We start from the raw sequence: 17,429 nt of genomic DNA, 5'->3' as shown, positions 1-17,429 counted from the left end.
GATTAAACCTTTAGTGGTAGTGCCAGTATAAAAGTACTGCCCTCATCTTTTTTGCTGTTTACTTTAATGGTGCCATTGTGGCGCTCTACTACATTTTTTACATAACTAAGCCCAAGGCCATAGCCTTTAATATTATGCACATTACCGGTGGGTACTCTGAAAAACTTGTCGAAAATCTTAGGCAGAAACTCCTCTGAAATACCAATGCCGTTGTCTTTTATACTTAGTTGCAGTTGCTGGTCACTGGCCTGCAACAGTACATTTATCTGGGGGTCAGCGCTATACTTAAGGGCGTTCTCAAGCAGGTTATAAACCACGTTGGTAAGGTGAATTGAATCGCCCGTTATTTCAAATTGTTCCCCAAGTAAATCAAAATTCACATGCGCCCGGCATTTTTCAAATTGTAGTTTCATGGTAGACAATACACTTTCAACCAGACTTCTGAAATTAACGGTATCAGTATTTAGCACCAGTTCTTTCTGCTCAAAAACACTCATTTTCAAAACCTTGTCAACTAATATTGATAGCCGGTTCAACTCATTTTTTGAGATTTCGAGGTATTCCTTCGTCTGGGTCGGGTTCTGCAACACATTAAAGTTACTCAGGGCCTCAATGGCTACGCTTACGGTGGCAATAGGGGTTTTCAGTTCATGGGTTATGTTGCTTACAAAATCGTTTTTCAGGGCTGTCAGGCGGTTTTGCTTTTGAAGATTTCTGTAAATAAGCCAGAATGAGAGACCGGTAATAGTTATCAGAAACAAAGAGAAAAGTATCTGAGGAAAAATCTGTTGAGTCAGGTACCAATGGGCATCGGCAAAGTTAGCCTGATATAGCAGGCTGCCAAAAGGAACGCCAGCTCTGATTTCAGCCGTCGTGTCAGCCTTTGACCTCTGAGCCACTTCCACTTTAAAAGGCAGCGTAATTTGCTGCTTTAATAATCTCGTTTTGTATCTGGCGGTTATCTCCTTAGTTTTAAGTGTATCAGTCAGCAGATTGATTATTACATTGGGTGGCTGGCTGGCTTTCTTTTTCCGGGGGGTGTTGGGTTTTATATAGATGCGGCTCAAATTCACTTTTTCTTTTGTAATAACTGAATCATACTTCACACCCGAAACAAACATCACTCGTTTTGGTTGCGCGTTAAACGCATTACTCGGCAGATTCATTGTCATGGTAGAGTCTGACTTAAACTGTATTCTGATGTTCCTGCGGCTTGAATCCAGTTTTATTGAGTGTATCATCTTTATCAGCATATCCCGGCCAACAGAGTCAAATGCATTCATTTCCCTGGTATAGATGCTCATTGTGTTTGGTCTTCTTGCCTCGCCGGGTATTAACCCTGAAGGGTTTTGCCTGCCACTCAGATAAATACTTTTTATTTCATCAAAGACCGAATCAGAGGCCTTTTTCATAGGCCTTTTATATTTAGTTTTTCTTTTATCCGGCAATAATTTTTTATTAACATTCAATTTCAATGAAGAGTCAACCTGTCTCTTAATCAGAGAATCCTGCATGGCAGAGACAGTTTTCTCAAAATTATTGGTGATATCTTTCTGCAGATTTCGTTTCTGCTCGTTGTAGTTCTGTTTTAGCCAGAAAACATTAAACAGCGTGAGCACCAATAAGCTTACGCATATCAATACAAATTGTGTTCTGCTTTTTATTCCGGTGCCCAAAGTCTGTAATGGTTAGTTAATGCGTACTTTAATCTTTTTGTGTAGTGATTTGCTGTGTTTATAAAATCAAAATTAATCCACAATTTTGGTTTCCTGTCTATTTTTTAACCTTAATTAACATTATTTCAATAATGATTAACCTCTGGTCAGGTGCATACAATCTACTTTTGCTGAAACCATTTCAAAATCAATCAGATGAAAAAGTTATTCTTATTTATTACACTGATTATCAGCCATTTAACTATGGCACAATTACAGGAAGGTATCATAGACTACGAATTCAAGGTAAATATGCACAAAAGCATAGGTAAAGACCAGGAGTCTATAAAAAGCATGATACCCGAGTTCAGAACCAGTAAAAACCGGTTGTACTTTACACCTGTAAAATCGTTCTATACCAATATTGACGAAGACACTGACGAGGTTAACAGTTCGGTAGGTGGCAGCAATGTGACAATGCGCTTTACGCGTCCGCAATTAGACTTGTACCGCGACTTTGAGGTGTCGCAGTTCATTACTGTTACCGATTTTGCAGGAAAGAAATTCAGAATAGAAGACTCTCTGAAGACCAATCCGTGGAGGTTTCATGACGAAACCAAAAAAATACTGGATTACACCTGCAAAAAAGCATCTTTTTATAATGAAGAGGCAAGGCAGGATGTAGTAGCCTGGTATACCGAAAGCCTGATAAGCCCTGCAGGCCCACAGAATTTCTACGGCCTGCCCGGTACCATTCTTGAAGTGAACCTGAACGAAGGCAGCACCATTATAACAGCCAAAAAAGTAGAGTTGAAAAAACTTACCAATGAAATAAAAACACCATCAGGAGGCAAAAAAGTTACTGCCAGGGAGTTTAAGAAAATTCGCGACGATTACATGAAAGAAATGGGCATGCAACCCGGCGCTAATGGTGCCAGGTTTATTATCAGAAACAACTAATAATTACACAAAGGAGGCACTTGTCTCTTTTGTGCTTTAAAGACGATTTTACCTTGTTGCTCTAAAAAAGCTGCAACAGCCATACTTGTATATCTGGGTGCGTGGTCATTCTTAAGGAAAAATTAATCGGGCTGCCTGTCATGTTAACTCCGGCAGCCCAAATACTTCATAAAAACCTCACAACCAACCTATTAAGCCAACCCCCTTTCTTATTTAGCATTAGTTTTTTATTATTCTGATTTTCTTCATTCAAAGCAAGAAACACACTGAAAGGTAACAAGAGCGGCCTTTTGGGGGTTACTTTTTAATAGGCAGTATAGAATTGTTCAATCAAAAACCTTCAAAGATTATGATTTCAGTTATTATACCCACGTTGAATGAAGAAGAAACAATTGGAAGCGTTGTTGATTTTGCTGCAAGCCAGCCTCATGTAAGTGAAGTGCTGGTGATTGACGACAAGTCGCTGGATAAAACCGTACCCATAGCCCAGAAGCATGGCGCCAAAGTACTTACAAGCACAAAATTAGGCAAAGGGGCATCAATGAGAGAAGGCGCCCTGTTTGCACAAAATGACATCCTTGTTTTTTTGGACGGCGATATTAATCCTTACCCGCATCATACCATCCGGCTTTTAACAGAACCTATCCTGCAAGGAGAAGTAGACTTTGCCAAGTCGTCATTTAACCGCAATGCAGGCAGAGTAACCGAGCTGGTAGCTAAACCTTTGCTTAGCATATTTTTTCCGGACCTGCTCCGTTTCAGCCAACCCCTTAGCGGAATGATTGCCAGCCGCAAAAGTCTTTTGCAGCAAATTGATTTCAGAGACGATTACGGTGTTGATATTGGCATACTGATAGACATGCACCTGATGAATGCCCGCATGAAAGAAGTGCAGATTGGTTACATAGAGAACAAAAGCAAGCCCTGGCAGGCATTGGGCAAAATGAGTAAGGAGGTAGCACAGACCATTATCTCAAAAGCGGCATCAAGCAATAACTCAAACTTTAATTTTGAAGAGTTGGGCACAATTACAGAAATCCGCTCGCAGATGGAAGTTTCGTTGGAAAGCCAGTTCAGAAAACTAAAGAAAATGGTTGTTTTTGATATGGACAACACATTGTTGCTGGGGCGTTTTATTGATTCATGTGCAGACAAATTCCGTTTTAAAGATGAGCTGATGCAAATAAGGTCTTCAGAAACAGACCCTGTAATTATTACCAAAAGAGTGGCCATGCTTTTAAAAGGGCGTAATTATGGTGAACTGATACAGGTATTAGATGAAATACCCATTGTACCAGGCACAAAAGAAGTAATTGAAGCGCTGAAAGAAAGGGGGTACTTTATAGGAATCATTTCTGACAGCTATGATTTTGTAACCAACCATATAAAAAACAAACTGGGCATGGACTTCTCAATTGGCAATGAACTGGAGTTTTCTAAGGGCATTGCTACCGGCGAAGTAAAAATACCTTCTTACCTGTTCAATAATGCAAAGAGTGTAAATCGCCTGACCATCTGCAAAACCAATGCACTAATAACCATACTGGAGAAACACCACATACAAATGCAAAACTGCATTGCCATAGGCGACAGCATGAACGATTTGTGGATGATAAAAGAAGCCGGGTTGGGCATTGCCTTTTGCTCTAAAGATGACCTCGTAAACCATCATGCCGATATTATTATATCTGAGCCATCATTCAACAAACTACTTGAAGTAGCCCTTTAAATGCCGGCGGGGAGAATTCTTCCCGCTTTTTTTCGGCTCTTTTAAGTATTCTTCACTCCTTTTCCGTCCTGTTTCTGCTTTTCAGTTTTAAATTCGTAATTTTACACCTCAATCATAATTACCTGACAATGGATATTTTTGTGGGGAGTATTCCTTTCAAACTGAAAGAGAAAGAACTGAGAGCCTTATTTGAGAAATATGGAGAAGTAACCTCAGTAAAAATAGTTAAAGATAAAGCTACCAGGCAAAATAAAGGCTTTGGTTTTGTGGATATGCCTGACGAGGATGCCGTGAGAAACGCTATTCATGAACTGAATGGCACCGAACTGATGGGCCGGGTAATAGAAGTGGGCCTGTCGGCAAAGAAAGAGGTACCAAAGCCGGTTAAAAACTTCAAGATAAACCATTTGGGCAAGGCAACCACCGAGCGGTCGTTCAGAGGTATTGGCAAAGGGTATGATAAACGAAACAAAAAATGAAATTTGAAGAATACCGAATAGCTCCGGAAATAAAGCAGAATCTGGAAAAACTGGGCTTTAAAAAGCCTACGGATATCCAGTATAAATCTATAACGCCCATTTTACGCGGAGAAGATGTGCTTGCCATTGCACAAACGGGCACGGGCAAAACCGCAGCTTTTGCTATTCCGGTATTACACCTTGTAAACGACACCAAGAAAAGCGCAAGGGCTGACGCCATCCGCTGTCTGGTGATGGTACCCACCCGTGAGCTGGCTATACAAATAACCGAGGTCTTTCAAAAAATTGGCCAGGGAACAAAAGTAAAAACATTCTCTCTTTTTGGTGGTGTTGAACAAGACCCTCAGATTTTAAAACTCGAAAAAGGCATTGATATTCTGGTAGCCACACCCGGCCGTATGTTTGACCTGGTAAGCCAGGGGCATCTGAAACTGAACCATGTGGAGATTCTGATACTTGACGAAGCCGACCACATGCTTGACCTGGGCTTCATTAAAGACATTCAGGATGTAATCCGCTTTCTTCCACGCAAGCGGCAGACACTCTTCTTCTCGGCCACTATTAACGAAACCATTAAAAAGCTGGCTTATTCGCTGGTGCATAATGCCATCCGTATTCAAATATCGCCCAACGATAAAGTGGCCAAGAACATTCAGCATGCCGTGATTTTTGTAGAAATGGACGACAAACGTTTCTTTCTTGAACGCATGGTGAATGAGCATCCGGAAAGCAAAATTCTGGTATTTGTACGTACCAAAGTAAGAGCAGAGCGTGTACTTGCTGCTATGGAGCGGGTTGGCATAAAAGCCGAAACCCTGCATGGCGATAAAGAACAACAAGACCGGCTGAAAGTGCTGGGGAATTTCAGAACCGGAGAAACCAAACTACTGATAGCCACAGATGTAAGCGCCAGAGGCATTGATATACCCAATGTTGATTATGTAATAAACTATGACCTGCCCGACGTACCCGAAAACTACGTACACAGGGTTGGGCGCACAGGCCGAGGTACACAAAAAGGCAATGCGCTTTCTTTTTGCAGTGCAGAAGAAAAACCCATTCTGGCCGAAATTGAAGCCTTCTTAAACAAACCTGTGCAGGTAATGGAATTAGATAAATTGGAATATGCAGCTACCAAAGATTTCTCGAAAGATGTAACTGCCGCTGATTTAAAGGCCTTACTGAAAGAAGCTGAGCAGTTTGAAGAAATGAAACGTAAAAAAAGTAAAGGTAAAAAGTGATGCTTGAACAGCCCAATAATCCGCTACATGGCAAAACCCTTGAGAGGATTCTGAACGAACTGGTTGATTATCATGGCTGGGACCAGATGGCCTATCATGTACGTGTCAACTGTTTTATAAACAACCCAAGCATTAAATCAAGCCTTACGTTTCTCCGAAAAACGCCCTGGGCCAGAAAAAAAGTAGAAGACCTGTATATCAGAATGCTTGACGACCAAAAAAGATAGGCAACCCAAAGCAGGGCTGCCTATTGCTAACAAACTAAAAAAAATCAAACTATATTATCTTGAGATTATTCTCACCCCCCCGCTTTGTGCAGGGTTTAATCCTTTTAAAGTGTAAGTAAAACTTAGCAAGAAGTAACGGCCGAGAGTAGTGATGCGCTCGTCCTGCACAAAGTTCAACTGGGCCGTCCGGCTGATGCCCGTGTTACGATTCAGCAAGTCGTTAACTGATAACTTTAATTCTCCGCGTCTGTTTTTTAGAAAGTAGGTAGAAACAGACATGCCCCACAGCGGGATATTCTGATTAAACCCACCTGCAAGTCCTTTATAAGTATTATAGTCGAAATCTGTACTGAATATCAGGTTTTTGGTGATGGTCCAGTTCATGTCGGTTGAGAAAACATTATTGAAATAATCCTGATTCATCTGGTTATTTACTGAATAATGAGTCTGATTATACCCTACCCGCGCTTCAGCCGACATATCAAATTTATCTTGTTGATAACTCAATCTTACGCTGGTGTTCAGCTGCAAACCTTTCGTGCGGTTCTCCTGCTGGTTAATGTAGTTAATACCTCTGTTCATCATTACCCTTTCATTTAAATCAACTCTAAGTTTAACGGGTCTGATACGGAAACCGTAATTAATGTTTCCTGTTAACAGGTAGTCATCATCCACATTAACCGGGCGAGAGGTCTGCACAAACGATGTGCTGATTTCCTGCGCATTATTTATTTTATTGGTAGTATAAATCAGGTTGGCGGCCACAAAGAAATTGGTAAAGCTCAATTGATTGAACGACATATAATTGAGGCCCAATCTATGCGAGTACTCTGGTTTCAGATTCGGATTACCCACATAAATATTCAGGGGGTCCCGGTTATCAGTAATCGGTGCCAATTGTGCTATACCAGGCTCCTGCAGGTTGGTTTCGTAGTCAAATCGCAGGCGCTGGCTTTGTTGAAAATCATAGCTGAAGTGCAAATTGGGTAGCACATTCCTGAAATTTCTTGAAATATCATCATCAAGCAACAGCATTTTACCCCGCAAATTGGCGTGTTGAAAACTCAGCCCTGTTGAGAAATTATATTTTTTCTCAACAAATCTGAAATTGGTTCCTACCCGGTTATAGATAAAATTACTTTCAAATTTGTTACTCAACTGTTTGTTGTAAACCGGTATACCATCTTTAATATCGTTCACAAGGGCATCAGATAAGTAATCATTTTTCTGGAATGCGTAGTTTATTTCCAGGTATTTCTTCCTGCCCAATGGTTCGGTATAAGCGGCAGTTAGCCCGTAATTAGTCCGGTCTGCCTTGCGTACACTGTTTTGCCTGATGTTCTCGGTTCGGGTAAGATTGCCATCAGAATAATATTTGTTCCGGGCATCTAACTCACCGTCACCATCAGAGTTATTAACCTGAAAATTAAGATTGCCTGATAATGTCCGTCCTTTTTTATTAAACTTATGGCGCATCAGCAAATTAGTGTTTACACTTAGCCCTTCGTTACTTCCGCTGTTATTTCGTGCACCTTCGTTCTCTGGCACATTGCTACTGTTAAGCGACTGGCTTATACTGTAATTACTGGCATTTGTGCGGTTATAATTAATATAAGAAGACCACTTCAGCGAGTTCATAGAATCCAGCTTCTGGTCGAGAGTAAAGTTCAGACGGTGGTTATCGTTCAACGTATTCTGGGTACTGTTCTGCAACGACAGGTAATTGTCGCCGTTTGGCAAAAAGTTTCGGCGGCTTATATTCCTGTCAATTAACTGATTAATGTTATTGAACATATAGCTGCCGTTTACTTCTGTTTTCTTGTTTAGTGGATTATTAAAATTCAGACCTCCGGCCCAGTTTCTTACAAAACCATTCTGCCTGTTACCAAAATTAAGCGGTAGCCCGCCATCCTGGCCGCTGCTTAAATCCAGACGAAGCTGCCCGCCTCCTGCTCTTCCGCCCATCATTCGCATCAAATCGCCCGAGAAATTCATATAATCATTGATAGAAAAACCCTGCTGATTTACATTATTGCCCATTGCCAGTACAGACAACTGTTTATCTTTATTGAACCGGTTAATACTCAGGCGGCCTGTGTAGCGCTCGTCGAGCCCACCGCCAGCAGTAATACTACCAAAAGCGCCTTTTTTGCGGTCTTCTTTCAGTTTCAGATTAATGTTCTTTTCACGTTGTCCATCGTCTATACCTGTAAAATCAGACTGGTCCGAGCGTTTGTCATACAGTTGCACCTTATCTATGGCATCGGCAGGCAGGTTTTTGGTGGCCATTTTAGGGTCGCGTCCAAAAAATTCTTTTCCGTCTACGGTTATACGCCTTACGGTTTCACCCTGGGCTTTCACGGTGCCGTCTTTTTCCACTTCAACACCTGGTAATTTCTTCAGCAGGTCTTCCACAACCGAGTTGGGCTTAACCTTAAACGAGTCGGCATTAAATTCAACAGTATCTCCTTTTATACTCACCGGCGCTTTTTCGCCTTTAATGGTTATTTCGGCCAGCTCACGGCTTATGGGTTCCAGTTTAATGGTTCCCATATCTATGGCGGTTGCCTCGCCGGGTACAACAGGTTTATAAAAGGTCTTATGCCCTACATAAGTAATTTTAAAAAGGTAATTGGCCGATTTCAGATTTTTAAGTTCAAAAAGTCCCTTATCGTTGGTTCTTGCAAAATTAATAAGCGATGAGTCTTTAGGGCTTAGCAATAATACCGTGGCAAACTGCAAAGGCGCCGAGGCTGAGTCGGTAACCAGACCCTTTAAGGTAATTTTTTGCGCCAGCGTTGGTGTTGCTAAAAGAAGAAAAATGAAGAGCTTTTTCATAAATGGTTTTTATTTTTACAGAAACAAAAGTAGAAACCACACTGCTCAACATAGGTTAATGGAGATTGAAATAATGTTAATTAAAGTTAATGGGTGTTTTTGTTACAATTTGTACCAACTATTAGCCTTGTTTATAACCATTCAGTAACAATAATGGTCATTGCTTGTTATTGTCAATAATTAATATAACCTTTGTACTTTAAGTACAAAATACAAATTTTTAAAATGTCTAACGGAACAGTTAAGTTTTTCAATGAAACCAAAGGTTATGGTTTTATTAAAGTAGATGGAACCAATCAAGAGGTTTTTGTTCATGTGTCTGAATTAAAAGACCAAATCCGCCAGGATGACGAAGTAACTTTCGAAATCCAAGAAGGTAAAAGAGGTTTAAACGCCGTGAACGTGAAATTGGCATAATTATATCAAACTATATAATTATCAAAAAAGCTCTCAATTGCATTGGGAGCTTTTTCCTTTTATAGCTTAACCTCAATGCGGTTACACAAGCATTTCTTTGTATTGCATACGATACAGGTTAGCATAAAAACCGTCTTTTTCAAGCAATTCTTCGTGGTTTCCTTCTTCCATTATACGGCCCTTATCTAAAACTATAATTTTATCAGCCTTCTGAATGGTACTTAACCGGTGGGCAATAACAATGGCTGTACGGCCTTTCATTAACTGCCCTATGGCGTTCTGTATCAGCTCTTCGGTTTCAGTGTCTACTGACGACGTAGCCTCATCTAAAACAATAATCTTCGGATTCTGCACCATAGCCCTCACGAATGAAATCAACTGCCGCTGCCCTACCGATAACGTAGCGCCGCGCTCCTGTACGTTGTAATCGTAGTTATCAGGTAATTGCATAATAAAATCATGCACCCCTACCAGCCTGGCCGCCTCCATGATGTTCTCTCTGGAAATACTGGTATCGCCCAGCGTAATATTTTTCTCAATGGTATCAGAAAACAAGAAAACATCCTGCAAAACCACACCTATCTGTTCGCGCAGGCGCTTCAACTCAAATTCCTTAATATCAACGCCATCAATCAGAATCTCTCCTTTATTAATTTCATAAAATCTCGACAACAAATTAATGACAGATGATTTGCCTGCACCGGTTGCCCCCACAAAAGCTACAGTTTCGCCGGGATTAACCTGAAACGATATGTTTTTCAGCACGTAGTTTTCCTGATTATAGGCAAACCACACATCTTTGAACTGCACATCACCTTTCAGATGTGTAGTATATGTACCTTCATTTGACGTATATTCATCACTATCAAGTAGTTTAATGATGCGGTCGGTGCTGACAATACCCATCTGCAGGGTATTCATTCTGTCGGCAAGCATCCTGATAGGCCTGAAAAAAATATTGATAAACATAATGAACGCCGTTACCGTACCATAGCTGACCTCACTGCTGAGCATCTGTTTGGCGCCAAACCACACAACCAGGCCTGTTCCCAATGCCGCAATAACCTCAGCAACCGGGTAGTAAACCGAGTAGTACATAATAGATTTTATATTGGCGTCGCGGTGTTCTTTATTAATATCTACAAACTTTTTGTACTCTATTTTTTCTGAGTTAAAAATCTGAACAATGCTCATGCCTGTTATATGCTCCTGTACGAAAGCATTGAGGCTGGCCACTGCATTACGCACTACATTAAACGATTTTTTTACTTTTTCCTTAAAAATATAAGTACTGATTAACATGAGCGGAATAGTACTGAGGCTTATTAACGACAGTTTCCAGTCGGTATAAAACATTACCGTTATAATAAGCACCAGTTGCAGAATGTCGCCGGCTATAGCCGCTATACCTTCGCTGAAAACATCAGCCAGGGTTTCAATATCAGAAATTGTACGGGTAACCAGACGGCCAATTGGCGTATCATCAAAGAATTTAAGGCGCAAATGAATGATTTTCTGATAGAGCTGTATCCGGATGTCGCGGATGATATTCTGACCAAGCCACCCAGCCAGATAAGTATTGACAAACTGTATAAGCGACTGCACCACCAATACGGCAATCATAATCAGCATCATTTTTGCAAGACCTGTATAATTGCCTGCCGAAACCGGGCCGTCAATGGTATGCCTGATTAACAGCGGAATAGCCGGAGCCAGGGCGGCTCCTGCCAGAATGACAAATACAAGCGTAAAAAAACGAAACTGATAAGGACGAATAAACTGAAACAATCTTTTCAGAACTGCCCAATCAAAAATTTCACCTGAAGGATTTTGTTCGCTCATTAAAATATATTTTCAAACAGTTTCTTAAATTTAAACTCATAAAAATACATAATCGTTCAGAAACCAATGCCTACTTTTAAAACAACCATACATAAATTTGATAAGCAGGGAGAGAAAACCGGATGGACGTATATATTAATACCTGCCCATATAGCCCATGAGATTAAACCAGATACGCGTACGTCGTTCAGGGTAAAAGGCAAACTAGACCAGCACCTGATAAAACAAGTGGCATTACTGCCTATGGGTGAAGGCGATTTTATTATTCCTATAAATGCGGGTATCAGAAAAGGTATCAGAAAAGGAGAAGGCGCCATGATTGACGTAGACATTGAACTGGACGAAAGTGAGTTTGTTTTATCGCCAGACCTGATGGACTGCCTGGAAGACGAACCGAAAGCATTGGAAAAATTTAATGCTCTACCCCCCAGCCATCAGAAATACTACTCAAAATGGATTGAAGAAGCCAAAACAGTAGAAACCAGGACCAAACGCATAACGCAGGCTGTGGCCGGACTAGCCATGCAATTAGACTACGGCGGCATGATCAGGCATTTTAAAAATAAAAAATAATTTTTTTGCTCTATAAGTGAACGAACATTCACTTACATTTGTATTGAAATGAGAACTCGCAACGAACATAAAGAGCAACTAGTTAAAGAAAAGGCCATAGAGATGATTGTTAAACTTGGCTTCGACGGCTTTAGTATGCAAAAACTGGCCAAGTTAGCCGGGGTTTCTCCGGCCACACTTTACATCTATTATAAAGACAAAGAAGATTTGCTCGTACAGCTAGGCGCAGAAGAAACCCAACGGTTAACTACCATGTTGCTGAAAGATTTCAGTTCTGATATGCACTTTGAAGCCGGCATGAGAATACAATGGCGCAACAGAGCTGAATATTGGTTAAGTAACCCTTTGAAGGCTACTTTTCTGGAGCAAATCAGGCACTCGCATTACCGCGACAAAGTTTATAATGCCGTAAGTACCGATTTTGTTGAAGCCATGAGCAATTTCTTACAGAATGCCAATGACCGGCAGGAGTTATGCCCTATGGAAAATGAAGTGTTCTGGTCAATTGCTTATGCGCCACTTTATAACCTGATTCGGTTCCATACAGAAGGAATCAGTCTGGCAGGTAAACCTTTTCAGTTCTCTGAGGCACTCATGTGGCAGACATTTGATGTAGTTATGAAAGCCCTGAAACAAAATAAAACCTGAAGCCCAACACGCAAATAAGAAAGAAAAAGCTATTTTAATGGAAATATTCATTCTAAAAACAAATGTATTGAGCCTTGAAATGAAAGAGGCTATTACTCCTGCCCTTGACGGAATTCCGGAAATTAAAAAATGGTCTATTGATTATCAGGATTGTGACGGTGTGCTGCGTGCATCAGTAGCAGGCTTATGCCAGGAAGAGCTCATAGGGGTAATCAGGCAACTAGGGTACCAATGTGAAGAGTTAAACAATTAAACCAATAATGGAAAAAACAACATTCACAGGGTATCAGAAGCTAGTCATCGCTCTTATTGCCATTACACAATTTACGGTTATACTTGATTTCATGGTCATGTCTCCGCTGGGCGACGTTCTGATGAAGTCATTAGATATTTCCCCAAGTCAATTTGGCATTGCTGTGTCCAGCTATGCATTCAGTGCAGGGGCTTCAGGCTTACTGGCTGCTGGTTTTGCCGACAAATATGACCGCAAAAAACTGCTTCTCTTCTTTTATGCAGGTTTCATTATCGGCACGTTGTTTTGTGGTCTGGCGCCTAATTACCATCTGTTGGTGGCAGCCCGTATCATAACAGGGCTGTTTGGAGGGGTAATAGGCTCTATTGGTCTGGCAATTATAACAGACATTTTTACGATTGAGCAAAGGGGCCGCGTAATGGGCACCGTTCAGATGGGCTTTGCGGCCAGTCAGGTTCTGGGTATTCCAATTGGTCTGTATTTTGCCAATATATGGGGCTGGCATGCGCCTTTTCTGATGATAGTATTATTGAGTGTTATTATAGCCCTGGCCATACTGAAAGGCCTTAAGCCACTGACCAAACACCTGGCATTAAAAACCGACCGTAATGTATATGAGCACTTCCGCCATGTGCTGGCTACCAGTAACTATCAGGTAGCTTTTCTGGGCACGGCGCTGCTTTCGGTAGGCGGGTTTTTAATGATGCCTTTTGGCAGTGCTTTTGCCATTAATAATCTTCATTTTTCGCAAGACCAGCTGCCCATCCTGTTTATGGTAACCGGTATATCTTCATTATTCATAATGCCCATTGTTGGGCGATTGAGCGACAGGTTTGATAAATTCAAGGTATTTACCATCGGTTCATTATGGGCAATGGTTATGATAATCATTTATACGAATCTGACACCCGTTCCGCTTTGGGTGGTACTGATACTCAATATTTTGCTGTTTGCGGGCATTATGTCAAGAATGATTCCATCAACATCATTGATGACAGCCATACCACAAATGCAGGACAGAGGCGCGTTTATGAGCATTACCTCTTCGCTACAGCAAATAGCCGGAGGCATTGCCTCTGTATTTGCAGGTTACATTATTGTGCAAAAAGACAAATACAGTCCGTTAGAAAACTACCCGGTGCTAGGCTATATATCAGCCGTTATAATTCTTTTATGTATTTGGCTGGTTTATAGAGTAAACCTAATAGTGAAACACAAAATAGACCCTAAAAATAAAACTATATAAACTTAAAAAATAACCCATACATTAAAGCCTGATGCTGATTTGTTCCGCATCAGGCTTTACTATTTTTATACTTTTATGTCATCCGTTCAGCTTTCTTCTCAACCACCAATATCAACCCACCCATAAAAAGTAAAATTACTTATTAGAATAATACCAATTTTACCAAATTATACTTAACTTACCTCCCATTCTATCACCTTAACCCTTTCTCTTTTCAATAGCCAATCTATGAAAGAGCAACCTTCACTCCGCTATGCCTGGTATGTATTGGGCATTCTTTTGCTTGCGTATATTTCATCGTTCATTGACCGCCAGATTCTGGCGCTGCTGGTAAAACCCATAAAAGCATCTTTTGGTATTTCTGATACCCAGATGGGGCTGCTTATGGGGCTTAGCTTTGCCTTATTTTACACGGTATTGGGTATCCCTATCGGAGTAATGGCCGATAGAATGAGCCGCAAGAAAATAATTGGCTGGGGTATTGCCATCTGGAGCCTGATGACAGCCTTATGTGGTGTGGCAGGTAGTTTCTCCATGCTGTTTCTGGCTCGTGTAGGCGTGGGTATTGGCGAAGCAGCCTTGTCTCCGGCTGCATACTCAATGATATCAGACTATTTTCCCAAGAAAAAACTGGGCACTGCGTTGGGCATTTACAACATGGGTGTTTTTCTGGGGTCGGGGCTATCAATTCTGATAGGCGCGGCCATCCGCTCAATGGTCGGGCAAGAGAACATTCACTTACCTTTTGTGGGCGAGATTTTCTCATGGCAGGTGGTTTTCTTTTACATAGGCCTGCCGGGCTTTCTGATAGTATTATTATTGCAAACCATTAAAGAACCGAAACGCAAAGAACTGGATAGCGGTAAGGAGTCTGCTAATAAGGCCAGTTTTAGTGAAATTATTGCCTATTTTAAAGCCAATAAATCTACTTTTCTATCACTGAACTTCGGAATGGCCTTTATGTCATTTGCTTCTTTTGCCGGTACCTACTGGATTCCGACTTTCCTGAACCGGGTACATGGCTGGACAGACACCAAGGCCGGGGTAACTTTTGGGGTGCTGGTAAGTGTTTTCTCTACATTGGGTGTGGTGCTGGGCGGAAGGTACGCCGACCACCTGCTTAAAAAGGGCATTGCTACCGCACGCATGAGAACCAGTTTTATGGGTATGTCGGTGGCCGTGATTTCAACAGCCGGCTTACTATTTGCCAACCCTGATATAACCCTGGTATTTATTGCGCTTTTCTGTTTTGCATCATCCTTTTCGTACGGCTCGGCTACTGCGGCCATACAAGAGATTGTACCCAATAACATGAGAGCCATCTTTTCGGCCTTTTTCTTATTTGTGGTTAATCTGATTGGCCTGGGTCTGGGGCCTTTATCGGTAGGATTTTTCAACGATACGGTTTTTGCCGACCCTCAGAAAATCAATTATTCTATCTTTATTGCACAGTTTGGCGGTTGCATTATTTCGTCGCTTTTGTTGTATATCGGCCTTAGTCCTTTTGCAAAAAGCACGAGTTACCTGAAAAAGCATCTGGCCGATGCTTAGCTGTTCCGTTTCTCCTGCATAAAACCTATACCATAGGCAAACAATTGTATAAAACAGGCAATAATACTCAGCAGGCCAACCTTCAGGCTTTTGTTTTTCAGGGTTGAATCAATAAATATGAGTAAGAAGTAAAGCAGCAGTACCCCCGCTGAAAGCCAAAAGGTATAACAAAAAAAAGGAATTATAAAGCTAAGAGCCAGTTGCAACGGTATTGAAAGGCAACCCAGTGTAAATACTGCCGGGAAGAAATGAACCGCCTTTAATTCTGACGGAAACATACGCGCCAGATTGATACGCCCACGGCCGAAGAAGTGCAGTTGCTTATAAAACTGCCCGAAGTCGGTGCGTCTTTTATGGTAAATGAATGCTTCTTCTATCAGCCCTACTTTAAAGCCATTTTCGATGATTCTGATACTGAACTCAATGTCTTCAGCCATGCGGGTCATGGTGTATCCACCGGTAGCCTCCCATACTTTACGAGAGATACCGAAATTGAAGCTGCGCGGGTGAAACTGCCCACCGGCATTATTTTTTTTACCTCGTATGCCTCCTGTTGTAAATACCGAGGTCATGGCATAATTTATTGCCTTTTGTATATCAGTAAAGCTTTCATGTGCTGCATCAGGCCCACCATAGGCATCCAGCCACTGGCTTTGCAGGGTAGTATCTACCACTTCAAAATAACGGTCAGGTATAATGGCATCAGAATCTAGCTGCACAAAGTAATCGCCGGAGGCCCTTTCAAACCCATAATTACGAGAGAATCCCTGCCCTGAATTGGGCTTAAAAAAGTATTGGATATCCAGTCTGTTTTCAAAACTCCTGCATACCTCATCGCATTTTAATGTCGAGCCGTCTTCAATTATTATTACCTCAAAGTTTTTGTAGGTCTGCCGGGTAAGGCTTTCCAGCAATTCTTTTACCTCATCAGGGCGGTTATAAACAGGCGTAATAACGGAATATCTTAACATGCAGGGGTATTAGAAATTTATGAAGTAACTGTTGCCGATAATATTTCTGCAAAAAAGCTACATTCTGTTTGCTTTTCCAAAAAAATAGGGAAGCGGCAAACGCTTCCCTATCAATATATCTTTCAATAATGCTTAATTGTGTCTTACCAGTAGTTTTTTGGTAACCACTTTTTTATTATCTACCACCAGCTGATAAAGGTAAACGCCCGAGTCCCAATTGGTAGTGTTAACTTTCAATTTGCGGTCGCTTTTATCTAATTCAAAACTGGCTATTTCGTTACCTAACAAGTTATAAAAAGCCATGCTGGCATTATTAAGGTTGCCGGTTATTGAGTAATCAAAAACGGCAAAATCATTAGCCGGATTAGGATAAATATTTGAAACCGAAATTTTTTCGTTGGCAAACAATTTATCACTATGCTCGGTACCATTGGCAAGGGTTTTATCAGTATTAAAGGTAACGGCTTCTATTGTGGCTGCTTTAGCCCCCGGCTTCGACGAGCCGTTCAAAAGTGCATTCCTGAAGTATTGATTAACCGCAGCAGGTTTGTCCAGTCTAACTTCTTTTGGCATGGGTTTAGCCACAAAGCTCAGTTTCTGGGCATTCACTTTGGCGGCTGGTTTTTTACCGATATCCAAACGAGACTTCCCTTTCTCAACCTGAGCAAGGGCGTCGTTTGATAGCAGGGCTAAACCAATCAACACAAATATATATTTCCGTAAAACTTTTACCATACTTAAAATTAGAAACCTATTACAAAATTAGTTATGTGACGGAGTGGTATTATACAAATGTAAA

16 protein-coding genes are annotated in these 17,429 nt (G+C 41.2%); 11 read left to right on the top strand and 5 right to left on the bottom strand.

What is annotated here, in order from left to right:
• Positions 1–2 precede the first annotated feature (2 nt).
• Positions 3–1,676, bottom strand: a complete 1,674-nt coding sequence (locus MB380_RS03635; RefSeq protein WP_253533430.1) for a cell wall metabolism sensor histidine kinase WalK — start codon at positions 1,674–1,676, stop codon at positions 3–5.
• A 195-nt stretch (positions 1,677–1,871) separates the two neighbouring features.
• Here MB380_RS03635 and MB380_RS03630 point away from each other — a divergent pair, with 195 nt between their 5' ends.
• The 5 genes from MB380_RS03630 to MB380_RS03610 all read left to right on the top strand — a co-directional run bounded on the left by MB380_RS03630 (position 1,872) and on the right by MB380_RS03610 (position 6,291).
• Entirely contained in the window at positions 1,872–2,615 is a 744-nt protein-coding gene (locus tag MB380_RS03630) for a GLPGLI family protein (protein ID WP_253533428.1), read from the top strand.
• 349 nt (positions 2,616–2,964) lie between these two features.
• Positions 2,965–4,344, top strand: a complete 1,380-nt coding sequence (locus MB380_RS03625) for an HAD-IB family phosphatase (RefSeq protein WP_253533426.1) — start codon at positions 2,965–2,967, stop codon at positions 4,342–4,344.
• Positions 4,345–4,472: 128 nt separating this feature from the next.
• A complete protein-coding gene (locus tag MB380_RS03620; protein WP_101727312.1) occupies positions 4,473–4,823 on the top strand; it encodes an RNA-binding protein in 351 nt (116 codons plus the stop codon).
• Positions 4,820–6,064: a DEAD/DEAH box helicase gene (locus MB380_RS03615; RefSeq protein WP_253533425.1), complete on the top strand. Its 1,245-nt coding sequence runs from the start codon at positions 4,820–4,822 to the stop codon at positions 6,062–6,064. The genes MB380_RS03620 and MB380_RS03615 overlap by 4 nt, the downstream gene beginning before the upstream one ends.
• Positions 6,064–6,291, top strand: a complete 228-nt coding sequence (locus tag MB380_RS03610) for a VF530 family DNA-binding protein (protein WP_253533423.1) — start codon at positions 6,064–6,066, stop codon at positions 6,289–6,291. Before MB380_RS03615 ends, MB380_RS03610 begins: the two co-directional genes overlap by 1 nt.
• Before the next feature lie 54 nt (positions 6,292–6,345).
• Here the strand turns inward: MB380_RS03610 and MB380_RS03605 are convergent, their stop codons facing one another.
• Positions 6,346–9,129: an outer membrane beta-barrel family protein gene (locus tag MB380_RS03605; RefSeq protein ID WP_253533421.1), complete on the bottom strand. Its 2,784-nt coding sequence runs from the start codon at positions 9,127–9,129 to the stop codon at positions 6,346–6,348.
• Positions 9,130–9,354: 225 nt separating this feature from the next.
• Between MB380_RS03605 and MB380_RS03600 the strand changes: the two genes are divergently transcribed.
• A complete protein-coding gene (locus MB380_RS03600) occupies positions 9,355–9,546 on the top strand; it encodes a cold-shock protein (protein ID WP_101727316.1) in 192 nt (63 codons plus the stop codon).
• A gap of 81 nt (positions 9,547–9,627) precedes the next feature.
• Here MB380_RS03600 and MB380_RS03595 read toward each other — a convergent pair whose 3' ends face one another.
• Entirely contained in the window at positions 9,628–11,388 is a 1,761-nt protein-coding gene (locus MB380_RS03595) for an ABC transporter ATP-binding protein (RefSeq protein WP_253533419.1), read from the bottom strand.
• 66 nt (positions 11,389–11,454) lie between these two features.
• Here MB380_RS03595 and MB380_RS03590 point away from each other — a divergent pair, with 66 nt between their 5' ends.
• The 5 genes from MB380_RS03590 to MB380_RS03570 all read left to right on the top strand — a co-directional run bounded on the left by MB380_RS03590 (position 11,455) and on the right by MB380_RS03570 (position 15,659).
• A complete protein-coding gene (locus tag MB380_RS03590) occupies positions 11,455–11,961 on the top strand; it encodes a YdeI/OmpD-associated family protein (protein ID WP_253533417.1) in 507 nt (168 codons plus the stop codon).
• 48 nt (positions 11,962–12,009) lie between these two features.
• Positions 12,010–12,609, top strand: a complete 600-nt coding sequence (locus MB380_RS03585; RefSeq protein ID WP_253533415.1) for a TetR/AcrR family transcriptional regulator — start codon at positions 12,010–12,012, stop codon at positions 12,607–12,609.
• 37 nt (positions 12,610–12,646) lie between these two features.
• The gene (locus tag MB380_RS03580; protein ID WP_101727320.1) at positions 12,647–12,862 is read left to right on the top strand and encodes a hypothetical protein; all 216 of its coding nucleotides are present in this window, start codon (positions 12,647–12,649) and stop codon (positions 12,860–12,862) included.
• A 7-nt stretch (positions 12,863–12,869) separates the two neighbouring features.
• The gene (locus MB380_RS03575; protein ID WP_253533414.1) at positions 12,870–14,108 is read left to right on the top strand and encodes an MFS transporter; all 1,239 of its coding nucleotides are present in this window, start codon (positions 12,870–12,872) and stop codon (positions 14,106–14,108) included.
• A 228-nt stretch (positions 14,109–14,336) separates the two neighbouring features.
• Positions 14,337–15,659, top strand: a complete 1,323-nt coding sequence (locus tag MB380_RS03570; RefSeq protein ID WP_253533412.1) for an MFS transporter — start codon at positions 14,337–14,339, stop codon at positions 15,657–15,659.
• Here the strand turns inward: MB380_RS03570 and MB380_RS03565 are convergent.
• Together MB380_RS03565 and MB380_RS03560 are read right to left on the bottom strand one after the other, a co-directional pair.
• Positions 15,656–16,630 (bottom strand): glycosyltransferase family 2 protein, encoded by a 975-nt coding sequence (locus MB380_RS03565; RefSeq protein ID WP_253533410.1) that lies wholly within the window; start codon positions 16,628–16,630, stop codon positions 15,656–15,658. The two genes, MB380_RS03570 and MB380_RS03565, sit on opposite strands and share 4 nt — an antisense overlap.
• Positions 16,631–16,762: 132 nt before the next feature.
• Positions 16,763–17,365 (bottom strand): T9SS type A sorting domain-containing protein, encoded by a 603-nt coding sequence (locus tag MB380_RS03560; protein ID WP_253533408.1) that lies wholly within the window; start codon positions 17,363–17,365, stop codon positions 16,763–16,765.
• Between the last annotated feature and the right edge of the window lie 64 nt (positions 17,366–17,429).

This window comes from Emticicia sp. 21SJ11W-3 (assembly GCF_024138715.1).
Lineage (GTDB): Bacteria > Bacteroidota > Bacteroidia > Cytophagales > Spirosomataceae > Emticicia > Emticicia fluvialis.
The sequence above is the reverse complement of the archived record's forward strand: the minus strand, read 5'-3'. Positions and strand labels throughout refer to the sequence as shown.

What these genes read in the sequence shown, in the direction of transcription:
- MB380_RS03625 (WP_253533426.1), top strand. Translation starts at nt 2,965, where the DNA reads ATGATTTCAGTTATTATACCCACGTTGAATGAAGAAGAAACAATTGGA.
- MB380_RS03620 (WP_101727312.1), top strand. Translation starts at nt 4,473, where the DNA reads ATGGATATTTTTGTGGGGAGTATTCCTTTCAAACTGAAAGAGAAAGAA.
- MB380_RS03605 (WP_253533421.1), bottom strand. Translation starts at nt 9,129, where the DNA reads ATGAAAAAGCTCTTCATTTTTCTTCTTTTAGCAACACCAACGCTGGCG.
- MB380_RS03610 (WP_253533423.1), top strand. Translation starts at nt 6,064, where the DNA reads ATGCTTGAACAGCCCAATAATCCGCTACATGGCAAAACCCTTGAGAGG.
- MB380_RS03585 (WP_253533415.1), top strand. Translation starts at nt 12,010, where the DNA reads ATGAGAACTCGCAACGAACATAAAGAGCAACTAGTTAAAGAAAAGGCC.
- MB380_RS03580 (WP_101727320.1), top strand. Translation starts at nt 12,647, where the DNA reads ATGGAAATATTCATTCTAAAAACAAATGTATTGAGCCTTGAAATGAAA.
- MB380_RS03595 (WP_253533419.1), bottom strand. Translation starts at nt 11,388, where the DNA reads ATGAGCGAACAAAATCCTTCAGGTGAAATTTTTGATTGGGCAGTTCTG.
- MB380_RS03615 (WP_253533425.1), top strand. Translation starts at nt 4,820, where the DNA reads ATGAAATTTGAAGAATACCGAATAGCTCCGGAAATAAAGCAGAATCTG.
- MB380_RS03560 (WP_253533408.1), bottom strand. Translation starts at nt 17,365, where the DNA reads ATGGTAAAAGTTTTACGGAAATATATATTTGTGTTGATTGGTTTAGCC.
- MB380_RS03630 (WP_253533428.1), top strand. Translation starts at nt 1,872, where the DNA reads ATGAAAAAGTTATTCTTATTTATTACACTGATTATCAGCCATTTAACT.
- MB380_RS03590 (WP_253533417.1), top strand. Translation starts at nt 11,455, where the DNA reads ATGCCTACTTTTAAAACAACCATACATAAATTTGATAAGCAGGGAGAG.
- MB380_RS03565 (WP_253533410.1), bottom strand. Translation starts at nt 16,630, where the DNA reads ATGTTAAGATATTCCGTTATTACGCCTGTTTATAACCGCCCTGATGAG.
- MB380_RS03570 (WP_253533412.1), top strand. Translation starts at nt 14,337, where the DNA reads ATGAAAGAGCAACCTTCACTCCGCTATGCCTGGTATGTATTGGGCATT.
- MB380_RS03600 (WP_101727316.1), top strand. Translation starts at nt 9,355, where the DNA reads ATGTCTAACGGAACAGTTAAGTTTTTCAATGAAACCAAAGGTTATGGT.
- MB380_RS03575 (WP_253533414.1), top strand. Translation starts at nt 12,870, where the DNA reads ATGGAAAAAACAACATTCACAGGGTATCAGAAGCTAGTCATCGCTCTT.